General features: G+C 40.3%; 18 protein-coding genes and 1 pseudogene. 8 read left to right on the plus strand and 11 right to left on the minus strand.

Annotation, left to right across the window (positions count from 1 at the left end; genetic code table 11):
* The first annotated feature begins 41 nt into the window (after positions 1 to 41).
* The 5 genes and pseudogenes from F6K38_RS16545 (at position 42) to F6K38_RS16560 (ending at position 3,055) form a co-directional block, all read left to right on the plus strand.
* Complete coding sequence (locus F6K38_RS16545) at positions 42 to 305, plus strand: hypothetical protein (protein ID WP_287356973.1); 264 nt, start codon at positions 42 to 44, stop codon at positions 303 to 305.
* A 173-nt stretch (positions 306 to 478) separates the two neighbouring features.
* A pseudogene (locus F6K38_RS44205) lies at positions 479 to 961 on the plus strand (lipid-A-disaccharide synthase); the annotation flags it as partial.
* Positions 950 to 2,401 (plus strand): hypothetical protein, encoded by a 1,452-nt coding sequence (locus tag F6K38_RS44210; RefSeq protein ID WP_502707968.1) that lies wholly within the window; start codon positions 950 to 952, stop codon positions 2,399 to 2,401. The pseudogene F6K38_RS44205 and the gene F6K38_RS44210, both read left to right, overlap by 12 nt.
* 26 nt (positions 2,402 to 2,427) lie before the next feature.
* Positions 2,428 to 2,553: a hypothetical protein gene (locus tag F6K38_RS16555; protein WP_267872044.1), complete on the plus strand. Its 126-nt coding sequence runs from the start codon at positions 2,428 to 2,430 to the stop codon at positions 2,551 to 2,553.
* 10 nt (positions 2,554 to 2,563) lie between these two features.
* The gene (locus F6K38_RS16560) at positions 2,564 to 3,055 is read left to right on the plus strand and encodes a hypothetical protein (protein ID WP_008184995.1); all 492 of its coding nucleotides are present in this window, start codon (positions 2,564 to 2,566) and stop codon (positions 3,053 to 3,055) included.
* A gap of 191 nt (positions 3,056 to 3,246) precedes the next feature.
* Here F6K38_RS16560 and F6K38_RS16565 read toward each other — a convergent pair whose 3' ends face one another.
* Together F6K38_RS16565 and F6K38_RS16570 are read right to left on the minus strand one after the other, a co-directional pair.
* Positions 3,247 to 3,543, minus strand: a complete 297-nt coding sequence (locus F6K38_RS16565; protein ID WP_008184993.1) for a hypothetical protein — start codon at positions 3,541 to 3,543, stop codon at positions 3,247 to 3,249.
* Between the two features lie 89 nt (positions 3,544 to 3,632).
* Complete coding sequence (locus tag F6K38_RS16570; RefSeq protein ID WP_287356975.1) at positions 3,633 to 3,851, minus strand: hypothetical protein; 219 nt, start codon at positions 3,849 to 3,851, stop codon at positions 3,633 to 3,635.
* Between the two features lie 210 nt (positions 3,852 to 4,061).
* On the opposite strand from F6K38_RS16570, the gene F6K38_RS16575 reads away from it, so the two are divergent.
* Together F6K38_RS16575 and F6K38_RS16580 are read left to right on the plus strand one after the other, a co-directional pair.
* Positions 4,062 to 5,048 carry an MraY family glycosyltransferase gene (locus tag F6K38_RS16575; protein ID WP_008184991.1) on the plus strand — a complete coding sequence of 329 codons (987 nt, stop codon included), beginning with the start codon at positions 4,062 to 4,064 and terminating at the stop codon, positions 5,046 to 5,048.
* A gap of 2,760 nt (positions 5,049 to 7,808) precedes the next feature.
* Positions 7,809 to 9,725, plus strand: coding sequence for a polysaccharide biosynthesis protein (locus F6K38_RS16580; protein WP_287356977.1), 1,917 nt, complete (start codon positions 7,809 to 7,811; stop codon positions 9,723 to 9,725).
* A gap of 528 nt (positions 9,726 to 10,253) precedes the next feature.
* Here the strand turns inward: F6K38_RS16580 and F6K38_RS16585 are convergent.
* Positions 10,254 to 11,237: an NAD-dependent epimerase/dehydratase family protein gene (locus tag F6K38_RS16585; RefSeq protein ID WP_287250632.1), complete on the minus strand. Its 984-nt coding sequence runs from the start codon at positions 11,235 to 11,237 to the stop codon at positions 10,254 to 10,256.
* Positions 11,238 to 11,385: 148 nt separating this feature from the next.
* On the opposite strand from F6K38_RS16585, the gene F6K38_RS16590 reads away from it, so the two are divergent.
* Positions 11,386 to 11,973: a YdcF family protein gene (locus F6K38_RS16590; protein WP_287250630.1), complete on the plus strand. Its 588-nt coding sequence runs from the start codon at positions 11,386 to 11,388 to the stop codon at positions 11,971 to 11,973.
* Here F6K38_RS16590 and F6K38_RS16595 read toward each other — a convergent pair.
* The 8 genes from F6K38_RS16595 to murJ all read right to left on the minus strand — a co-directional run bounded on the left by F6K38_RS16595 (position 11,968) and on the right by murJ (position 21,971).
* Positions 11,968 to 13,134, minus strand: coding sequence for a glycosyltransferase family 4 protein (locus F6K38_RS16595; protein ID WP_287250628.1), 1,167 nt, complete (start codon positions 13,132 to 13,134; stop codon positions 11,968 to 11,970). The genes F6K38_RS16590 and F6K38_RS16595 overlap by 6 nt on opposite strands.
* 45 nt (positions 13,135 to 13,179) lie before the next feature.
* Complete coding sequence (locus tag F6K38_RS16600) at positions 13,180 to 14,139, minus strand: hypothetical protein (RefSeq protein WP_287356979.1); 960 nt, start codon at positions 14,137 to 14,139, stop codon at positions 13,180 to 13,182.
* Between the two features lie 68 nt (positions 14,140 to 14,207).
* A complete protein-coding gene (locus F6K38_RS16605; protein WP_287356980.1) occupies positions 14,208 to 15,350 on the minus strand; it encodes a glycosyltransferase in 1,143 nt (380 codons plus the stop codon).
* Positions 15,343 to 16,458, minus strand: a complete 1,116-nt coding sequence (locus F6K38_RS16610; protein WP_287250623.1) for a glycosyltransferase — start codon at positions 16,456 to 16,458, stop codon at positions 15,343 to 15,345. The genes F6K38_RS16605 and F6K38_RS16610 overlap by 8 nt, the downstream gene beginning before the upstream one ends.
* An 8-nt stretch (positions 16,459 to 16,466) precedes the next feature.
* The gene (locus F6K38_RS16615) at positions 16,467 to 17,657 is read right to left on the minus strand and encodes an O-antigen ligase family protein (RefSeq protein WP_287250621.1); all 1,191 of its coding nucleotides are present in this window, start codon (positions 17,655 to 17,657) and stop codon (positions 16,467 to 16,469) included.
* 497 nt (positions 17,658 to 18,154) lie between these two features.
* Positions 18,155 to 19,486, minus strand: a complete 1,332-nt coding sequence (locus F6K38_RS16620) for a phenylacetate--CoA ligase family protein (RefSeq protein WP_287356982.1) — start codon at positions 19,484 to 19,486, stop codon at positions 18,155 to 18,157.
* Complete coding sequence (locus tag F6K38_RS16625; protein WP_287267496.1) at positions 19,486 to 20,601, minus strand: glycosyltransferase family 4 protein; 1,116 nt, start codon at positions 20,599 to 20,601, stop codon at positions 19,486 to 19,488. Before F6K38_RS16625 ends, F6K38_RS16620 begins: the two co-directional genes overlap by 1 nt.
* Positions 20,598 to 21,971 carry a murein biosynthesis integral membrane protein MurJ gene (murJ, locus tag F6K38_RS16630; RefSeq protein ID WP_287250616.1) on the minus strand — a complete coding sequence of 458 codons (1,374 nt, stop codon included), beginning with the start codon at positions 21,969 to 21,971 and terminating at the stop codon, positions 20,598 to 20,600. The genes F6K38_RS16625 and murJ overlap by 4 nt, the downstream gene beginning before the upstream one ends.
* Positions 21,972 to 22,086 lie beyond the last annotated feature (115 nt).

The following is a 22,086-nucleotide window of genomic DNA, read 5'->3' on the forward strand; positions in this document are numbered from 1 at the left end:
TGTGCTGTAAGGAGTGAGAAGTCAGTATTGAGGAGTCTGCGGTGGGTAGTCAGCAGTCAGCAGTGAGCAGTCAGCAGTCAGCAGTTAGCAGTCAGCAGTCAGCAGTTAGCAGTCAGCAGTCAGCAGTCAGCAGTCAGCAGTCAGCAGTCAGCAGTAAGCAGTCAGCAGTCAGCAGTCAGCAGTCAGCAGTCAGCAGTCAGCAGTCAGCAGTCAGCAGTCAGCAGTCAGCAGTCAGCAGTCAGCAGTCAGCAGTCAGCAGTCAGACCTTGACCTTGGCCGTTGGCCACGCACTCGCGTTTGGCTGAAAGCACCTCAAGTAGCGTGCGGGTAGCACATAAGCTGATAACTGATAGCTGAAAGCTGAAAGCTGAAAGCTGAAAGCTGAAAGCTGAAAGCTGAAAGCTGAAAGCTGATAGCTGATAACTGATAACTGATAACTGATAGCAAGCCATATCGTCATAATTAGGAGTGGGGAAGAGTGCCAGCAGCAGATATTTTAGTTATGTCCAATGGCCCAGGAGAGGTGACCACCTGGGTGCGACCAGTGGTGAAGGCATTGCGGGAAACTTTAGGCAATGACCGTTCATTACTCCGGATATCGGTAGTCCTATCTCCTTGCCCTCATGCCACGGGCAAAGAAGATGCGATCGCAAAATCCTACCCAGAAGTAGACCGGGTTCAAGCAGCAGAGGATTTTTTGCCATTCTTGTTGTGGGGCAAGACAGCTCAAAACTGGGACTGGCATCCACAAGGGGTTGTTCTATTCCTAGGGGGAGACCAATTTTTTCCAGTAGTGATTAGTAAGCGCTTAGGGTATCGCAGTGTTGTCTATGCCGAGTGGGATGCTCGTTGGTACCCCTGGATTGACCACTTTGGCGTGATGAAACCCGATATTATCGCTCAAGTGCCTAAGAAATATGCCCACAAATTCACCCTAGTAGGGGATTTAATGGCAGAGATTAGGGGATTACCCCTTACCGGTTCTCAGGTTAATCAGGAGTTACAGGTTACTCAAGGGTTACAGGTTGCAGGTTCTCAGGTTACTCAGGAGTTACAGGTTACTCAGGGGTTACAGGTTACTCAGGGGTTGAAGGTTGCAGGTTCTCAGGTTACAGGTTCAACCCAAGAAGATAACCTTGGCCAAAAGGCCACGCTACGCGAACAACATTCAACCCAACCACCTTGGCCAAAAGGCCACGCTACGCGAACAACCCAAGAAGATAACCTTGGCCAAAAGGCCACGCTACGCGAACAACCTTCAACCAAACAACCTTCAACTAAACAACCTTCAACTAAACAACCTTGGCCAAAAGGCCACGCTTCGCGAACAACCGAAGATAACCTTCAACATTCCACTGAAGTGATCGGACTATTACCGGGGTCAAAACCAGCCAAACTAGCTCAGGGAGTACCTTTATCTTTAGCGATCGCTGAACACATCCATAGGGCTAGACCCCAAACTCGCTTTGTGATTCCGGTTGCTCCTACCATAGATCTAAAAACATTAGCCAAATTTGCCAATCGAGATCACAATCCCATTATTAACAAGACAGGATGGTCAGAGGCACAACTTATATATAAAGTTGATAACGACTCGGTGATTAATCCAGGGTTACAAGTTAAGGGGTTACAGGTTAAGGGGTTACAAGTTAACGGGTTACAGGTTAAGGGGTTACAAGTTAAGGGGTTACAAGTTAAGGGGTTACAAGTTACAGGTTCAAACTCCGATAACCTACCCTACGGCAACGCCAAAGGCGAACAACCAAATACCCTTCAACCAAATACCCTTCAACCAAATACCCTTCAACCAAATACCCTTCAACCAAATACCCTTCAACCAAATACCCTTCAACCAAATACCCTTCAACCAAATACCCTTCAACCAAATACCCCGCCCCCGCAACTATTCCTCAAAACCCCCAGTGGCTTGTGTGTAGAACTCTGGGAGTCCTTTCCTACCTATGAATTGTTATCGCAATGTTGTCTTTGCTTAACCACAGTGGGAGCGAATACCGCTGAGTTGGGGTCTCTGGCCGTGCCAATGATTGTGCTGTTGCCGACGCAACAGTTAGATGCCATGCGGGCTTGGGATGGCTTACCCGGTCTATTGGTCAAGTTACCAGGAGTAGGCTCTAGCGTAGCGAAAGTGATTAACTGGTTGGTGCTAGGGCAAAAGCGTATGTTTGCATGGCCCAATATTTGGGCAAAAAGGGAAATTGTGCCAGAATTGGTAGGAAAGCTTGAGCCGGTTGAGGTTGCCCAACTTGCTCTAGACTATCTGGAGCATCCAGAGAAGTTGTCGGAAATGCGATCGCATCTCAAGAGCGTTCGCGGAAAACCAGGAGCTGCCCAAACCTTAGCTCAACTGGTTAAACAAGAACTTCACAAAGACATGATATAGCTTACCTAAATCAATTCTGATAATTTTTGATTACCTACTCCCGATTCCCTACTCCCGATTCCCGATTCCCGATTCCCTACTCCCGATTCCCTACTCCCCACTTGAGCTTGACTTTCCGAGTTAGATGGGATTACAATACTATTCCGCAATAGTATTTTAATTATGATTGTCGGTACAACACAAGCTGCATCTCTGCTGGGTATATCATCTCAACGACTGCGGATGCTATTAAGTAAAGATCGCATCAAAGGAGCCAAAAAAGTTGGTCGGTTTTGGCAGATTCCATTATATGATGGTGTGCCAGTGGTCACCGAAGGTCGTAGGGGACCAAAAGGTACATGGAATCAGGAGAAGCATGTCGGAGCTACCTATATCCACGTTAATGAGGAAGCGTTAAAGAGCAATCACAAGAACCAGACATCTTTGCCAGTGTTTACTGTTAAACGGGGTGAGCGGACTCATTACTGTCATGAGGTAGAAATAGCAGGAGCCTGCCGACTGGTTTATCGACCATTACAAGCTGAGTCTATGAGTGATTCGGTGTGGCTCCAAGTTGAGCCTAATGTTCTAGTGACTACTAAAGTGTTTACTGGTAGTGAGAACCTCGACGATAAATTAGAGGAGTCTCAAGATAGCCTTGACGCAACAGTTTAATTAGTTAGTTAGATTAAGGCCATTGCTGAATCTTAGAATCAATAGGAGTAGAGTGGGCATCCTGCCCGCCCGAAAACATCCCCGAACGGGCAAGATGCCCATTCCACAAAACTATTAAAATCATTCCATTATTAAGCAAAGCCAAATTAAGAGCTATTTTTCAATAACTCTTGCTACCTATACCTTTAAGGTCAAGCTTGCATTAAAAAGCAACCGCCAAGATTCAACAAACCTGTAATCAAACCACCAATAATCACTCCTTTCATCAATTCCCATCGTCCTAGCAATCTTAGCACAACTAAGACTGGGATAACATAGACTAACTGAGCGATACCAATCATAGACAATATAATAAAATAAAACAGACCATCATAACCTGTAGAAAAGTGTAGATAAATACTTAAACAAATAATACCTATTACTAGATTGATCAAAATAACGACTAAACTGCCGATTACAATAGGATTTGCCTGATTACTGTTGCGCATATCACAAACCTCAAGAATGGTTTAGAGCAAGTCCGGTTAATCATTACTCATTAATAAGTTCTCAAATAGTACCAGGTTTTTGGTAATGGTTAATGGGTATAGCAGTACCCGATTGAGAACGGGTGTATCTCACTTTTGTAAATGTTGTATAGGGTGCGTGATAAGACGGGCTCGCCCTCATTTTCCCGGTCGCCAGTGTTGGGACAGCCCGACTGGGAATGAAACGGGCAAGATGCCCGTTCCACCAAGATGCCCGTTCCACCAAGATGCCCGTTCCACCAAGATGCCCGTTCCACCCACCAGGTCAAACAGCTTTTAGGAGATGCACCCGGCATAAGGGACAAGAGTTTCAGTTTTTTTTTCTGATTTAATAATATGTCGTTTAAATGCGCGACAGCTTAAACACTTCTGCCGTTTACCCTGTCACCGAAACGTATTGTAAGTTTTCTTTTCTCACTCTTAATACTGAATGTTTAACTGAGGCTAGTAAATAGTGGTGTATTAATCAAAAAGTTTAAATGCACCCACTATTAACTCTCTGTGTAATCAGTTTTTCCCTCAGCCTTCTTAGCGTCGCTCTAATTAAACAAAGCTTAAGTCAACAACTTATTGACATCCCCAACGAACGCAGTTCCCATAGTCAACCCACACCCAGAGGGGGTGGGTTAGGTTTTATTATTGCCTTTGCTATTGCCATCATTGCCAGCCAATTTCTTGGTCTTAACCTGATTGATTCCGGACAAAATACGCTTTGGTTCGCCCTCATTCCCTTGGTAATTATTGGCATTATCGACGATTCGCGAGGAGTTCCTGCCAGCGTTCGCTATCTAGTACAATTCTCGGTTGCTACCGTCGTGGTCGCCTCCTGTGGTGCTTTTCCCTTTCCTGGGCTAGCTCACCTAGGTATAGCAGGCGAGCTTATTGCTACTCTACTCACCATCATTGGCATGACCGCCCTGATTAATTTCTATAACTTCATGGACGGTTTAGATGGCTTAGTAGGCGGAGTAACTGCTGTACAGTTAGGATTTTTTGCCCTCTGGTTGAATCAGCCCCTTCTCTGGCTATTGGTAGCAGCTTTAGCAGGATTTCTCTATTGGAACTGGTCACCGGCCAAGATTTTTATGGGGGACGTCGGTAGTACTGTGTTAGGTGCTGTGGTGGCGATAACCCTCCTAAGTCAGAATCATAATCCGACTTCTGCTTGGTCAGCACTGGTATTGACTTTACCTCTAATCGGCGATGGGATCTATACCCTCTGTCGGCGGCTGCTGCGTGGTGAAAATATCTTCAAAGCTCACCGTAGTCATCTGTACCAGAGGCTCCAGCAATCAGGCTGCTCCCATAGTCAAGTGGCGATTACCTATATTTGCATAACTCTTCTGATGGCCTTTAGTATTGATTTCCTAGGAACCATAGGAGCTTGGAGTAGTTTAGCTTCCCTAATTGTGGCGATCGCCTGCGCAGAAACTTACCTACGGACGCGTATGCTGTCGTCTACTTAGGCGTTCCTGAATTGAAGTATGAATTTAGATTGTCTGGTTTTGAGAAAGCCCCCGTTGGTTCCCAGGGCTGTTTCATTCTCAAGAAAATAGAAGATAATCAAAGATAATTACTCTTAAGTGCCAAAAGTCAGGATATAGCTCAGATTATAGCTCATTGTATTGATCCAGCGCGGTAAAACCGCGCTGGATCGCTTTTATACATTGATATTTAGTCTTTTATTCGTAACCATAAGAAGTTTTAAACTCTAAAAATTGACGACAAAATTCGTGAATTTATATCTTGATTTTCCTCTGTGATGACCATATTTATGAGTTTTGTAGCTATGACATGCGCGGGCATTTTAAGTCGGGTTTGAGGAAACCATGCCATCCCCGTATATTGGGAACTTCTTGGTAAAAAATGAAATAGCAGTTTCGGCCAACAAAAAAAAGTAATTGCACCAGTATTACCCTTACTGCGTCCTTATCCAGTTGTCTTGTTAGGAGACCTTGGCCTTTCGGCCACGCTACGCGAACGGTGCGTAATTTCAGAGCGTGAAGCTAGCCAAGTGGCGCGAATTTCTGGGGGATAGACTTGGCATTACGTCAGAGGGGACATGCTTATAGCAATCCTATCTGATTCGTGAAAGAAATGGGCTGCTTTAAGGCAGAAGGCAGAAGGAACCCACCCCTAACTCCTCCCAGGAGGGGAATGGCAGAAGGGACAGGAGTTGGAGCTAGTTTTTAAGAAGTCCAGTGATTTTACAAGCGATGCAGAGGTGCGACCCGTGGCGAATTTAATTCGCCTACGGAAAACGCACCATTACGGTCTTGGGGGTTTCCCCCACTCGCGCTTTGCATCAAGACAATGATTTAGGATTGCTAAGCACCTACACAGAATTAATTGCCTACTCCCAATCTCTGTAACCCTTACCCTGCAAGGCTTTGAGTTTTGTAAAATGTGTAATTAATTTTGTGTACCTGCTTATATCTGATGACGAGCAAATTTATATGGCTCTAAAAAATTTAGTAATTAAACCGGGAATGTTGCGAGTTTATCAAGACATTTATTATACAAATAAAACATAATTTATTAAATTTTAATTTGGCGGCATATTGGAAGCGTAACTATCGAAGCAAGAGTCCTAAATAACCTTGGTATATCCTGAAAAGTATCCAGATTATATCAGGTTCGGATAATTAGTTATAAAAAATCATTACCCTTGAAAGCTTACTTCTTTACTTCTGCCTTCTGCCTTCTGCCTTCTGCCTTCTGCCTTCTGCCTTCTGCCTTGCTTTCGGCGCTTAGTATAAGTATTCAAACGGACATGATATTAGTCAACTTACTTTATCATTTTAGGCGGCTCGTTGGGGTATTGATACAATGTTCAGATATTACAAAACTGGAGGCGAAAATCGGGTAAACACGATAGTTAATATTCAGGGTTAACTTGGTATTATATTGCTCATTAATATCGCTTATTTTAATTGATATAAGTTTCCTTATAATATTTACAAAAAATGAGAGTGGATGAGTATATTTTTCACCCGAATGAAGAGAAACGTTCTGTGAAAAGGCACAGTGATTTTTGGATATAATTATATGGATCTATCTGGGTTGAATCGATGGAACTTTGGTCAGACCTAGCTACTGATCTGATGAATCTCAAACCTCATAAACACCTCAATTTTATCAAAGACATGAAAGCTCTATCCCTTATAAAGTCTATAGTGTAGCCATATTTTCACCCCTTAAGAGGGACTATTTGGGTTGGGAAGTGATTAACCGGAGATGAGATTATATCATGTCCGGTGCTTTCGGTAGTCTTCATAGTTTTCTGAAAAATTTTTCTGCAAATAATTTCACCATTTGTTCATTTTAGAGTAATTCACAAACTATTCACAAACTAGTGTTATCTCTTTCTAAATATAGTAGCTATTCATTTTTTTTTACTATCCGGATTTAGAGTTGATACGGTGTATTAATAATCGGGATACTTCATGGTTTAATTCCAAAATTATGATGCTTGTTAATTGAGTTATTAACATTTTTTTATTGTATTATGATGACCACCGAATAATTCTTTTAGTGAAAAAAAATATTTTTATCCTAGATTAGGGATGTTAATCAATGCCATCCACCTATTATCTATAGGGTTCAAGGGGAACGATTCCAACAATACTACTTAGTTGGTGAACACACTATGGTTAACTCTATAAATTCTCAGGACGAGTGAGGACAAAGCTTATGCTTTTAAGGCAGAAGGCAGAAGGCAGAGGGCAGAATTAATAAGGTCTTAAAGGCAATCAGCGCCAATCAAAACTGTACCTCATAGCTATGAGAAACGCTATATATAGCATTTCCAAATAGCTCATAAAACCCAAGACTGATTTATCAGCACACCAAAAAATCCTCGGATCGTCTTGATGCATCCCTCTTTCATACTGATCCGAAGTTCCCTGATCCGAAGTTACCTTGTTCTATCACTTCTATGTTTACATCTCAAATAGAAATGCTATGGGGAATCATCGCCAGAATCAGCACTGCCTCTACTTAAGTGCCAATTGCACTTTTTCCCACAGTATCCCTATCTCGGTCTTACCCCAATCTCCCCCCAATCTGGGTCGAAAATCCCGTTGTTTGGAGGTCGTCGCTACAGATAGGGGCGGATCTAGCTCTAGTCAGCGCTGTCGTGCCACTGGTGGGGCAGAGAATCATTAATCTAGGGTTCCAGTGACCCTAAATCGCACAAGCAATAACCTTCTGAATTCGTTATCTTTATGAAATCCTATATTAACTACCTGCTGATTAAGCTTTATGGTGGCTATAACTCAATCTCCAGACGGCAGAAGCGCCAGTTCCTCGTTGCTCTAGATGCATTTTTATTTTGCCTTGCTATTTATCTAGCTTTTTGGCTCCGCTTCGACGAAACACTTCCCCTCTCAGGAATTGTTCAGTATGCTTGGCTAATTATCCTGTTAATTGTGGTCAAACTTATAGGCTTCCAAGTCTGTGGCATTTATCGTCCTATTCTGCGCTACACAAGCCTAGAGTTTATTACCACAGCACTCCAAGCTGTTTTCTACAGTTCCGGAGTTTTAGTGATCCTCGCTTACTTACACGGTTCTTGGCCTCTTCCTCGCTCAGTTCTGATTATTGATGCCTTCCTTACTCTATTTCTCCTGATTGGGTTACGACTGCTAATTCGCAGCTCAACTCATAATCTAGCCTATTACGCCCATAGCAATTTACCGCCAGAACGGCTAGTGATCTATGGTGCAGGGGCAGCAGGTTCTCAGCTTGCTGCTGCTTTAGCTAATCAGCGAACTTACCGACTAATTGCCTTTATCGATGACAACTCGGATTTGCAACACCGTGTAGTCATACAGGGACTCAAGGTTTACTCTCCTGCTAAGTTGCGGTTACTTTGGCAACAAAAAGCTTTTGATACGGTAATTTTGGCAATGCCTTCGGTAACAAAGGAAACAAAACGCTGTATTCTAGAAGGCCTACAGAGTCTTTCAATTCCTGTTAAAACCGTACCCTCCTTAAATGAAATACTCTCTGGTGGAGTTTCTATTGAGAAACTTCGCAAGATTGATATTGCTGACCTCCTCGGACGAGAAGAAGCTGCACCTGATATTGAACTACTAGAAATGCAGGTGACAGGAAAAGTAGTGCTGGTGACTGGTGCAGGAGGCTCCATTGGTTCAGAACTGTGTCGCCAAATTGCTAAGCAGCAGCCCCAGTGTCTAGTACTTTACGAACTCAGTGAATTTGCTCTCTACAATATTGACCTCGAACTAGCAGAAACTTATCCTCAATTGCAGCGCTTTGCTTACCTAGGCAATGTCACCGATAAGGATCATCTCAGTACTGTTTTAAGGGATCATCAAGTCGAGACAGTTTACCATGCAGCAGCCTACAAGCACGTTCCTCTGGTAGAAGTAAATGCAGCGCGAGGCATTGAGAACAACGTTTTAGGAACCTGGACTACGGTCCGCTGTGCCATTGAGTGCGCTGTGAAAAACTTTGTCTTGATTTCCACTGACAAAGCGGTACGTCCTACCAATATTATGGGCGCTAGTAAACGGGTAGCAGAGTTGGTAGTACAGGCATTAGCAGCTCAACCAGGACATTCTACCCGCTTTGCCATTGTCAGATTTGGCAACGTCCTTAATAGTAGTGGTTCGGTTGTGCCTCGCTTCTCCCGACAAATTGCCCAAGGTCAACCCATTACCGTTACCGATCGGGAAATTACTCGCTATTTCATGACCATTCCTGAAGCGGCTCGCTTAGTGATGCAAGCAGGGGCAATGGCAAGTGGAGGAGAGGTATTCTTGCTGGATATGGGAGAACCAATTCGCATTTACGATCTCGCTTTGCAAATGATTCGTTTGAGTGGGCTTATTCCCCAACAGGACATTGAAATCAAAATAACGGGATTGCGACCAGGGGAAAAACTCTATGAGGAGTTGCTGATATCTGGGGATAATGTCAAACCCACGCGACATCATAAAATTTTCTCTGCTCAAGAATATTTTTGGAGTTGGGAGATTTTGCAACCGCAGTTGATAGTTCTCCTTGATAAAGCTCGACTCAATGATCGTGCAGGTATTGTTACTCAACTGTGTAATCTGGTGCCAGAGTACCAGCCTTCTGGTTGTAATGTCCCCATTAATATGATGTGCGCTTGAATACTTACACGAGGCGCGAATCGAAGGCAGAAGCCAGAAGACAGAAGGCGGAAGGAAAGGAGTAAGGTTTAATCGGAGATGGTTTTTTATCACCAACAGGACTTACGCGGTTAAGTTGATTTCGCCCCCCTAGCCCCCCAATTTTGGGGGGAATGATGTCAAAGTCCCCCGCCCCCCTAACCCCCCAATTTTGGGGGGAATGATGTCAAAGTCCCCCGCCCCCCTAGCCCCCCAATTTTGGGGGGAATGATGTCAAAGTCCCCCGCCCCCCTAACCCCCCAATTTTGGGGGGAATTATCGGATGCTTCGCTGTCTTGATGCAAAGCGCGAGTGGGGGAAACCACGGCAAAGCGCGAGTGGGGGAGACCCCCAAGACCGCGCTGCCTCCCCAAGACCGCGCTGCATCGCTTTTGACAGATGGGGACCAACGGGGGCAAATGCGCAAAAATATCCCCTATCTAGCTATCTTCCCATCTCCCCATCTCCCCACACCTCCCACCCTGCCCACCCTCCCCACCCTCTCCTTAATTATGGGTATTCAACCAGACTTGATATTAATCCTTGCTCCAGGGTATAGGGTGGTTGCCAGTTGAGAGTCTGACAAAGTTTGCTACTATCAACCCATAGGGAACCATCCAATCGAGAAATCATTGAACTATTGAGGATGAAAGTTCGCCTGGTGATTAGTTCTACAGTATCTCCCAAATTACCGGCTAGCCTCAATAAGCTCAGGGGAATTGGCAAGATATGACACGGGAGTTCTAGACATTGAGCAATTTGTCTGATCAGTTGCGTTGTTGAGAGGTCTTCGCCGTCGCTGATCAGAAAAGTTTGGTTTTTAGCTTGGGGATGGGTGATAATAGTGGCGATCGCATCTACTAAGTTACCTACAAAAACCAAACTACGGCGATTATTTAAAGAGCCAAAGGGTAGGGGTAATTTTTTCTGTACTAATTTAATTAAACGTTCCATGTTGCCTGGATTTCCCTGACCATAAACTAGGGTAGGACGCAAAATAGTCCAAGTCATCTTGTTGCTTGAGCTAGCTAACTCAATTAAAGCCTGTTCTGCTTTCAATTTGCTGCATCCATAGGGAGTATCAGGTTGGCAAGGAGAGTTTTCGGTGAGAATCTGATCACTTAAGGTGGCCATAGCACCAATAGAGCTAATGAAGATAAAATGCTGGACACCAGCTTTAATGGCATGTTTAACTAGCTGAGTAGTACCTAAGGTATTCACTTCCAGAAATTCTGCTTCCGGATTCGGTGCGTCGTCCTGTAAGATGTGAGCCCTTGCGGCTAGGTGAATTACGGTGTCGATGCCTTCAAGAGCCTTACTCCAATCAGTATGACGATTGATTTCACCTACAGCAATGGTTTTGAGGGAGATGTCTGGGGGATGGAGAAATTGGTTACGCACTGCTGCAGTGATTTGCCAACCTCGCTGATGGAGAATAGGCAAAAGATGACTAGCAATGAAGCCAGTTGCGCCAGTTACAAGAATATGTTTCATAATCGCTATGTGCTAAGTTGGAAGTGATTCAGTGATGGCTTTCAACTCTCGGTACTACTAACTACACTAAGAGCTATTAGAGTCCGAATTGGATGGGTAGTTATTAAGGAGTATTATGAGTATAAACAATAGGCTGTTCAAGGATTTTATGAGCTTTCCAATTGCAAAAATTAGACTCAATAAGTTGTGGCTTGTTTTGCTTCCTATGGGACTGTTTTTTCTTAGTATCATTCCCTTACGTTTAGCCATTGCACGCCATCAAGCACCAGAACCCCAGGCTATTTTGGTTCTTGGTGGTAATAAAGATCGCTTCAAATTCACTGCCCAGTTTTCCCAGTCCCATCCTGAATTAGATATTTGGGTTTCTGACTACCCCAGTAATTTTGAGCATAACAGGCAGATTTTCCGAAAAGTAGGAATCTCAGACCAGCGAATTCACTATGATTTTTGTCCCACGGATACGGTGACCAATTTTACTTGCACAGTTAACTATTTTTATCGGCAGGATATTCAACATATCTACCTAGTAACCTCGGATTATCATATGGTAAGATCCCGCGCAATAGCAACTTTTGTTTTGGGTAGTCGGGGTATTGCAATTACTCCGGTTACTGTACCCTCAAAAGGCTATCCAAAAGAGTCAAAAATACGAGTTATTCGAGACTGTATTCGTTCTCTCCTCTGGATAGTGACTGGAAAGAGTGGGGCAAGTTTGAACCCAGATATTAAATCATGAGGGTTTCTGATTTAATAATTTCTGGTAAATCGGCTCAATCTGTTGCACCATTTGAGCCACATCAAAAAGCTTTCTAGTTAGCTGTTGGGCATTGTGACCAAGACGTTCCCGTTCCTGGGGATTTTGGAGTAGGTAAACTAGATGATGAGCTAATTTGGCAACATCTTTAGCCGGAAATAGTAAACCCGTTTCGCCATGATGGACAGTTTCAGGAATACCATAGATATTAGGAACAACAACAGGTTTACCTAATAGCATAGCTTCAGTCATGGCTCTACCTAAACCTTCCCAGAGGGAGGAAAGGGCAAAAATATCAGCTATTTTCAGAATTTCCGGTACATCTTCCCTGGAACCCAAGAATTTAACCTGATTTTCAATACCAAGTTGTTGAGTTTGAGTTTGTAAACGGGGTTGCAATTCTCCTTCACCAACTAGTAGTAACAGATTTTCGGGGGAGTGTTTGAGAACTTGAGCAAAAGCTTCAATTAAGTAATAGGGTGCTTTTTGTTCATCTAAACGCCCCACCATCACAATAACTTGCCAACCATCGGGAATTTCTAGTTGCTGTCGAAGTTGTGGGAGATGACAAGGACGGTCTAATTTACTAAAGTCAATTCCACTGTAGACCGTTTGGGATTTTTCTTGACTCAGGATCCCCAGTTGGATAGCTTGTTTACGGTTAAGTTCACTAACGGTAAGAAAAAAATCTGTACAGGGGCGCATACTACGCTCTAGATTAATATAGAGTTGGCGTTTCCAACTAGGCATAAAGTCATGGAAAGCAAAGCCATGGATAGTGTGGACAACCACAGGAACTTTAGTAATGCGAGCAGCTACACGACCAAGAATTCCTGCTTTTGAGCTGTGGGTGTGCACAACATCAAATTTTTCTCTACGCAGTAATTGAACTATTTCTGTTAGAGCTTTAAGGTCATAGATAGGGTTAATCGGGTTAACTAGGTGGGGTATGGGGTGGAAGGTATCCGCACTTTGTTGAGCACGATTCAACCATTGTCCTTCTGGATTTGAGGCTAAGTGAACCTCAAATTGATTACGATCATGTTTTTCCACTGTCAGGAGGGTGTTGTCTTGCGCCCCTCCGACAGCTAAACGGGTGATGAGATGGAGAATTTTAGATTTATTTTTGAGATAGGTAGTCACTAGGTTTCACATTATTATCTACTGTTTTACTTTTGATAAACTTGCTCAAGGCAGTAATTTGTTTTGAACAATTTTTTCTAAATCAGGTTTAGCAAAGAGTTGATAGTAGCCTTTCAAATAAATTTTGTTAGTATCGTTAATTCGTTTATTATTGCGAGTAATATGTTTGAAGATATAGCGAGCAGCAAACCAATTAGCAGTTTTTCTCAAATCCTTGGATTTTTGCTGATAACAGTAACCATCTAAAAATGCATTAGCTAAGCTCTTTGGTACAGTCTTAATTCCAAATTTAGCTGTTCCCCAATAAGCTAATTCCAGCGAAGCCAAAAATCTGCCTACATCTTGTAAATGAGGTACTATCTCATGAGTTGTATTTAAATCTAGCAAATAAACATCATTTTTATTGATTAAAACATCACGAATGTCAAAATTGTTAAGCCCAATTCCAAATGATATGTTTTGGGGAGTATATGAGCCTTGCAGGATTTCTTTGTATTCAATATCTATCTGCTCTAACAAAGAGTCTGCTTGGCTTACAAATGTATATTCATATCCTTGTTTTTGATGGAATTCATATAACCATGATCCGATGGAAAATAACGTTGTTTCAATGTTTTGATAATGGAGATTTTTATAAAGCTGAAAACTGATTATTTCTTTGGTGACAATAGCATTGAATTTTGACAAATAAGTGATGGGTTCAATGGTATTTATATTTGTCAAAAAATTTAAATTTTTATTAATCCATAAAAGGGAATTATACTCATGTAATCCCTTAGATATTGAATCGTGATTTTTGATTGCTTTACTAAGACTTGATGTCTTATCATTTATAATTTTAACATAAACATTTTGTTTTTTGCTGATTTCAAAAAGCAATATAAAAGAATTATGACGAATTTCAATGTTTATTAGTCTCGTCAAATTAACACTCTCTAAACTGAATAACTTATTTAATTCGACAGTAATATCATTAATCAGTGTTTTATTGGTTTTATTAAACATAAACAAGTAAGTTTTTATCTGTTTAATAAATGTCATCACAAAACTAAGCATTTCAGTATTTATAAATTTTATAGATTTTTTTGTTTATGATTTAATAACTGGTAATATAATTCTAACCACTTTATTAATCCCTGATTAAAACTATGATTTTCTGCGATATAATACCGACTTAGATGACCCATTTTCTGACGTTCAAATAAAGGTAATTCCATCAGATTTTGCATGGCTTTAGCTAAAGCTTCAGAATTTTGAGGTGGTACGATAATTCCCGTTTTACCATCTAATATCACTTCCCGATTACCCCCAACATCAGTAGCTACCATAGGTAAACCAGAAGCAGATGCTTCTAAAAGTACTACTGGCATTCCTTCCCAAGCTGAGGACATCAAATAAGCATCGGCAGCACTCATCAAAGCTGGTATATCCCGGCGTACCCCTAAAAATCTTACTTGGGATTCAATGCCCAACTTTTCCGCCAAAGTTTCTTCCTTAGAACCTAAAAAACCATCTCCAGCAATCAGTAGAATTGCATTTTTATATCTTTGAGCAATTTGAGCAAAGGCTTTGAGCATATTGGGATAATCTTTTTGCTCATGGTTACGCCCTGCTGCTAACCAAACAAATTCATCTCCTAGATTTAATTCCTGGCGAATTTTGCTGCGTACTTCAGGGTGATGTTGAAATTTTTCACTGTCCACAACATTGGGTATAAATTTAATTTTATGTTTGGGTACTACCCCCACTTTGATGTAGCGTTCCAAACCGGCTTGACTCACCTGAGTGGTTAAATCACACCAAGGATCTGTGCAACGGTAGGCAACTTCTCGCCAACGTCCCCCCTCTTTAAGATTATGAGCTGTAGCCACCAAAACCTGTATGGGAGTAAAAATCCTGGCGATCCTAGCCATCAGATTAGCGTGGAACATATGACTGTGTACAATTTGCGGTTGCCATTGGCGTAAGAGATTAATTAACTCTAGTAATGCCCTGGGTTCTGGTACACCCCGTTTCATGTTTAAACTATGGACAGATAATCCTTGGGCTTGGGCTTCTAAACCCATTTGACCTATGGGAATTAGAGAAAGAATCCTTACTTGGTGACCTTTAGCTACTAAAGCATGGGCAAGATACATAACTTGTTGTTCTGCTCCCCCTACTCCTAAACCAGTGGAAAGAAGGACTATACTCAATTTATCTGTGGCATTACTCATTATCTGTGCTTAAATTCAATAGTTTTAAGTATTCAGTAGTACTCTTTTCTTGGGAGAATTCTTCTTTAGCTCTAGATTGCAACACTTCCGGGGCAATGGGATTATTCAAAGTAGCTACCATTGCTTGGGCTAAACCCTCCACATCCCCCACTGGAACTAAATTGCCGTATTTACCCCCTGCTAAGATTTCCTCTGGGCCACTTTTGCAGTTAGTTGCTACTACAGGGGTTCCCACAGCCATAGCTTCAATTAACACCGTGGGTAAACCTTCTCGATTAGAAGACAGAACAAATAAGGCTGCTTGAGCCATGTAAGCAAAAGGATTATTAACAAATCCTGGTAAACTTACCTGATCTTCTAAGCCCAATTCCTTGACTAAGGCTTCTAATTTAGGGCGTTCTTCCCCTTCCCCTAAAATCATTAATCGAGCGGAACAGTTTTGTTGAGCGATGGCAAAGGCTTTAATTAAGGTAGGGAAGTCTTTTTGCTTGGTGAGTCTACCTACTCCTAAAATTACGGGAGGCTCTCTGGGAGAAAACCAGGGATGGTCTATGGTAGCTTGAGCTTTGAGCAGTAAATTAGGGGTAACTACTGGATTATAAATAACTTTGATGTGCTTGCGGGGTAAATTAACTGTAGTTGTTAGGTTATCTGCCACACCTCCCGATACCGCTACAATGGAGTCTGCCCAAGGGTAACAGTGATGGATTAAGCCGTGAATTAAGGGGTTTTTCCATGGGGATTGATTGCCCTCAGAAGAGAGAGTGTTACGCACAGTAACAATGATGCGGGTGGGTACTCCAGCAATAAATTTACCCCACAAGCCAACTAAGTTAACATAATCCATAGCGCAGATGAGGTAAGCAGGTTTTTCCTGTTTCAGGTATCGCACTAGCTTAGGTAGGCTCAACAGCACCCGTTTGGCTTCAAGGTGAACTAGATTAACTTGGGGAGATATCTCCGAAAAATAAGCACCATCTTTTTGCGCCAGAACTAAATCTACCTTTAAACCTTGTTCCGCAAGACCATTGGCGAGTCTGAGCATATTGCGTTCTGCACCACCACCCCGGAGGGAAGCTAGGAAAATGGCTATTGTTTGAGTTGACATAACGCTTCTCATTTTACTTTGCCTTTTTTGTTAATAACTGCTAATAAAGCACAGGACATAAGAACAGGACGATAATATAAAATTCGATGATTAAAAAGGCACCACACCAAAATAAATACGGCAAAACTCCAGATTAAATATTTTTTGTTAGTACGGGTATTTTTATTAAGGGTATAGATTAGAGAAGGAATAATAAAAATACCAATAATGCCATGCTCTGCTAGTAAAGATAAATACATATTATGGCTATTTAATTCCAATTCCCATTCTTCCGTAGCTCCAATTCCATTTCCTAACAATGGTTTTTCTGAAAAATAGTCCCAGGCATACTTAGCTAGCTGGAACCTTTCTTGAGCAGCGTTATCTTCAGTAGATCCAGTAGTAAAAATTTCAATTCTTTTTTGAGCTTTTCCATGTAAAAATTCTAAATTATTAACTTGATAATTATTATCTAAAAAAAACGTTATTTGATTTCCGATTACAACAAGTAATACTCCTATAAATAGAAATGCTTTTACCAATTTATATTGTGGAATTACGTTAAATATAATCAGAGTAATAACACTAATAAGCCAACCAAGTATTCCTCCTCTGGAAAATGTAGAAAAAACCCCCAAACCAACTAAAATAACAAATAGTATACGATATTTAGGCTTGAAAAGATCGACAGTAAAAAGCATTCCTAGGGTTAATGTCCCTGCACTATCATTAGGATCTAGGTAAAAACCTGCGGAGCGTCCCACATCATCCCAGTAAAATGCTTCTGGGTAAAATATTTCATAAATATTATTAGCAATTCCTAGTAAAACAGCAAATAATATAGTCCAAATAGCACAAGCTTGTACTAAACTAGTTTGGGATAAAATTACTAGCATAATTAGCACAAAAATCATAGAGAGAACTCTAGTTTCAAGGGCTTGAAAAGCAATGCTAGATTGAGATGAAAAAAAGAAAGATCCAATTGAAATAACTAAAAAAACTCCACACCAGATGATTAAATAAGTAGACTTATAATTGATTTTTATTTTTAAGATTAACAAAAACAAGGTTGCTAAACAAAATACAGCAATAAACCAAAGAGGAATAATATTGACAATATCAGCATTGTGCAAATAGTTATCTATACCTGTAAAAAATATCGCAAATGACGCTACTGACAATAAAATATTATAGTACAGTAAAGCATTTTTTTTTTGCATAAACTTCATAAGTTTGCATCAATAATATATTTATAAAATTGTAAAAACTATCTTAAATTTAGTGATAATTGTAATATAAAAACGAGAAGATATTGCTCCATCAAGAGTGTCAGTTTTATCTCTATGCCACTTGATTACAGATCCTGGTTCTAGAAACATTAATCTGAATCGACGCTTAGAGCCAGGAAGTTTGGTCAAAATCTCTTTAATATATGGGCACATTCCCATAGCGGGTGTTTATAAAAAAGGCTTCCCAGTAATAAGTTTATCAGTATAAACATCTCCCCCAGAGGTTATTAAACCTATAGCTTTCCATCCTCCATCGTGGTGATCATGTCTAGAATGTTACTCTCCTCCAAATTCTTTGATTAGATTATAGTAATCTGTTAAAAGTATTGATTGGGAGAAGTGAAGCGGTAATTCACACTGAAGCGAAAGATTACTAAGTGCTGTCAATATTTAAAATATTTGCATATATAAAAAGCTCCAAATCCTGTTTAAATTTCTGAAATTGTGTATCGGTACTTACCAGAAGCACTTGGGTAAATTTGATCAACAAATTCAAAACTAATTTGGCATTCTTCTCCTATCGCTATTTGGCAATGATTAACTATTTCATCTAATTCTTTTTGCTCTGGCTGATAATCTTGATTTCCTTTCATGATTCTTATCACTAGTTTTGAATAATCCTTTTGAACAACTTGGAAGTTATAAATCCAGTCTTTAAAATAAAGAAGATAAGTAAAATATGATCCATATACTAGACTGCCGTCTTTACGCTTAAACATATCCGTAATTCTACCTGAAACTTCCTTGAATATCTGCCGTGAGGGTTCGTTAACTAACAAAGTGCCACTGTCACCAATTTTGTACCGTATTAATGGCATAGCATAGTTAGTTAAATTAGTAACCAAGATGTTTCCTTCAACACCGGTTGGCAAGAGATTATTATTATCATCTACAATTTCAATATAACTGCCCCAAGGTGCAGCCCATAGACCTTCTTTACCAGGTAGTTCACAAGCAATATCACCCACTTCTCTAGAGCCATAACGATTGAAAACTTGGCATTGAAATACAGACTCAATCTTTTCGCGCATCCAAGGATAAAGTGTGCCGGAAGTGGTTATAATAGCTTTTTGAGGAACAATGGTTATTTGCTCCTGTTCAGCAAATTGTGCCAATTCATATATTGCCTGAACGTAGGCAATAATTATCTTAGGAGGTTTGTTATTTAGCTTGTGAATAAACCCCGCCATTTTTTCAGGAGTCATCAAGAAAGCATTCATATAGGTCGTATTTCTAAGAAAGCTTGATAACTTAGCTTTAATACCTTTGTTTGATAATAAATCTGTTCGTGAGCCCCATAAAATTGCTTGTGGATCACCAAATTTTATACCTGAAACCAAATAAGAATAAAGCGACTTAATCGCCATCGAACGGTTGAAATATGCCCGGTCTTGAATAAGCCTTATTGGTTCTCCGGTTGAGCCACTTGATTGATTAAAATACCACTGTCGTTGTTTTAAATCCGTAGATTTTATTTGTTCAAAGTTTTGGCGAATTAAATCTTTGGTTAAAACTGGCAAGTTTTGAAGATATACTTCTGGATTTTGTTCAAGAAGTTTATAATTGCCAATTTGAGCCATTATTTGAGTATAATAGGGGACATTTTTTTGGCAATGGTTAAGAATTTTTATCAAGTTTGTTTGAGTTGTTTCAGGGTGTATTCCTGAAGTAATTTCTTGACTAAGCTTGTCAAAAATAGCAGAGTATCCTCTACCTTGTAGAGAAGAATAGTGTGAATAAAGCCATCCTCTAAAATTCATTATTTACTCACATTTTCAAAAAGTTTTTCCCAATCTTGCAAAATTTTTTCTAAAGCAAAGCGTTTATTGACTTCTGTCGCACGGCTAGCTAAACGTTGACGTTCTTCTGAGTTAGACATCAAATTTTCCATGGCAGTAGCTAAAGCTTCTGAGTCTTCATTGGGAACTAAGACACCATCTACGTTGTGACGAATAATTTCTTTTGGTCCTGTAGGACAATCCGTAGCAATGACTGGTAATCCACAAGCTAAGGCTTCGCAATGTACCATAGGAAACCCCTCCCAGCGAGAAGCCATAACAAATAATTCAGACTTTTTTAAGACAGGAAAAGGATTACTTAAACGACCTACTAAAACAACCTGAGCAGATAAATTTAGTTTATTAATTAGAGCTAATAACTCAGATTTTAAATGTCCTTCCCCTATGATTAGTATTTGCCAATCGGGATATTTATGGGCAATTTTTGAAAATGCGCTGATTAGAATATCGAAACCTTTTTGTTTTGTTAGCCTCCCCATACTTGTGATCCAATTTTTGTGGGAATCTATACCTAGATTATGTAAGACATGGTCTTCAATCAGATCATTCTCTGGTATTTTCACTATTGGGTTATATATCACTACTCTTTTATTTGGATTTAGCCATTGGAATGACTGATCTAATTCTTTACTTACACTCACTAATTTATTAGCGTATTTATAAACTAATTTTCTAAGACTGTACTTTTTGCGTTTATCAGATTTTTCTCTGCCGTAAGAATGTTCAGTAATAATTGTCGGCAGATTAGTTTTTAATAAAGATAATATAGTTAATATATTTGTATTTACTAAATGGGAAATAACTACATCAGGATTAGTAGATTTAATAGCTTTTCTTAAAACTAAACATCTGTGTAAGTTATTTCGTAAAGCTTGAATAGCATTGTGTGAAGCACCCGCAATATTCAGAGCTAATCGAGAGACCTTAGGTGAAAGTTTATAAAAATCACGTTCTTTACCAGCTATCGTGATAAGTGTTACCTGATGACCTTTTTCTACAAATCCTTCAGCAAGCAAAACCGAAACACGTTCTGCACCACCACAAGAAAGAGATGAAATCACTAACGTTATTTTCATATTTTTTGTTGGTAATTTTTGTTAAGTTTTTTATTTATAAATGTAATGTGCATCAAAAAACAAATCAAATAAATTAGGCTAGTAGATAAAGCAATTCCAGCAATTCCAATCCATTGTATAAATAAAAAGTTGCAGACAATATTTACCAGTAAATTAAATGCACAAGTCCAAGTAAATACATAATTCATCCTCATTGAAGTAATTAGTCTGACCACTAAAATGTTGCCAATATAAAAAGGAAGTTGTAAGGCATACAAAGCTTGAATATGAGCCACTAAATATGTGTCATCTGCTGTAAATGATCCCCTTTGCAAGAGAATCCTAACTATAGGAATGGAACAAATTAAGAGAATAATGGTTAAGGGAATAGTTGTGATGAATATTAGCTTCAGATATTTTTTTAGCGTATGTTTTACCCCTTGCCAATCTTCCCTGGCGATCATCTTAGAAAAGTAAGGAGTAACGGCTGTCCCTAATCCTATGGCGACAAGACTAAGGGGCAAAGCTGTCAATTTATAGCCATAGCTCAGGGCTGCGACGCTTCCCGGTGCTAACATGGCTGCCATTGATTGGTCTACTAATTTAGTACTTCCTATGAGGAATGCAGCAGCAGCAGAGGCTCCATAGAGCCGAAAGACTTCTTTAAGCTTAGAGTCAAGCTTATATAGTTTTGGTATTAAGCTAATGCCTTTTCGCCTCAGTGATATACCTAGGAAAATAATTTGTATTAAAGTTCCTCCTAGTAGTGCTATAACTAAGGCAAAGACTCCCCAAGATGAAAATTTTACAAGTAAGATAATGCTTAAGGCAGGGATGGCAATGGGCAAAATAGCAGCCAAGGCAAAACGTTCTCCAGAATTTAAAACAGCCTGGCAAATCGTAACAATTCCCTTAATTAAAATTAGAGGAGAAACTGCTAAGAGTAGCTGAAAAGTAAACTCGATTTTGCCTGAGTCGAAACCTGGTGCAATTTTAGGTAAATAGAAGGGAGCAAAAGCTACCATGAGGATGGTAACCAAGATTAACAATCCAATTACATAAGACATTGCTCCAGAAAGAAGTTTCTGAGCCTGTTGTTGTCCTTGTTGCTCTCTTTCCCGTATATAAGTAGGAATAAAAGCAGGTTTAAAAGAACCAGCAACTACATTACCAATAAACTGAGGAAATAGTAAGGCAATCACTAATGCATCCACTTCATTGCTGGTGCCAAAACTCCAAGCAACCACAAATTCTTTGCCCACAGATACTATTTTTACCAGTACAGTCATGGCAGTTACTTTAGCAGCAGCACCAAAAATTTGGCGATTATTAGAGCCACTGGAAATATTTTTCCAGAACTTAAATGCATTATGTAATGGCTGTTTTTTCACTGTAAATATTTAATCTATAGCAAAGGGAACAGGGAACAGGGAGTAGGGAACAGGGAACAAAAATTATCACAATTCCTACACGGATCCCTATAAATTTTTGATAGCTGTGTGAAGT

This window comes from Moorena sp. SIO3B2 (assembly GCF_010692525.1).
Classification (GTDB): domain Bacteria; phylum Cyanobacteriota; class Cyanobacteriia; order Cyanobacteriales; family Coleofasciculaceae; genus Moorena; species Moorena producens.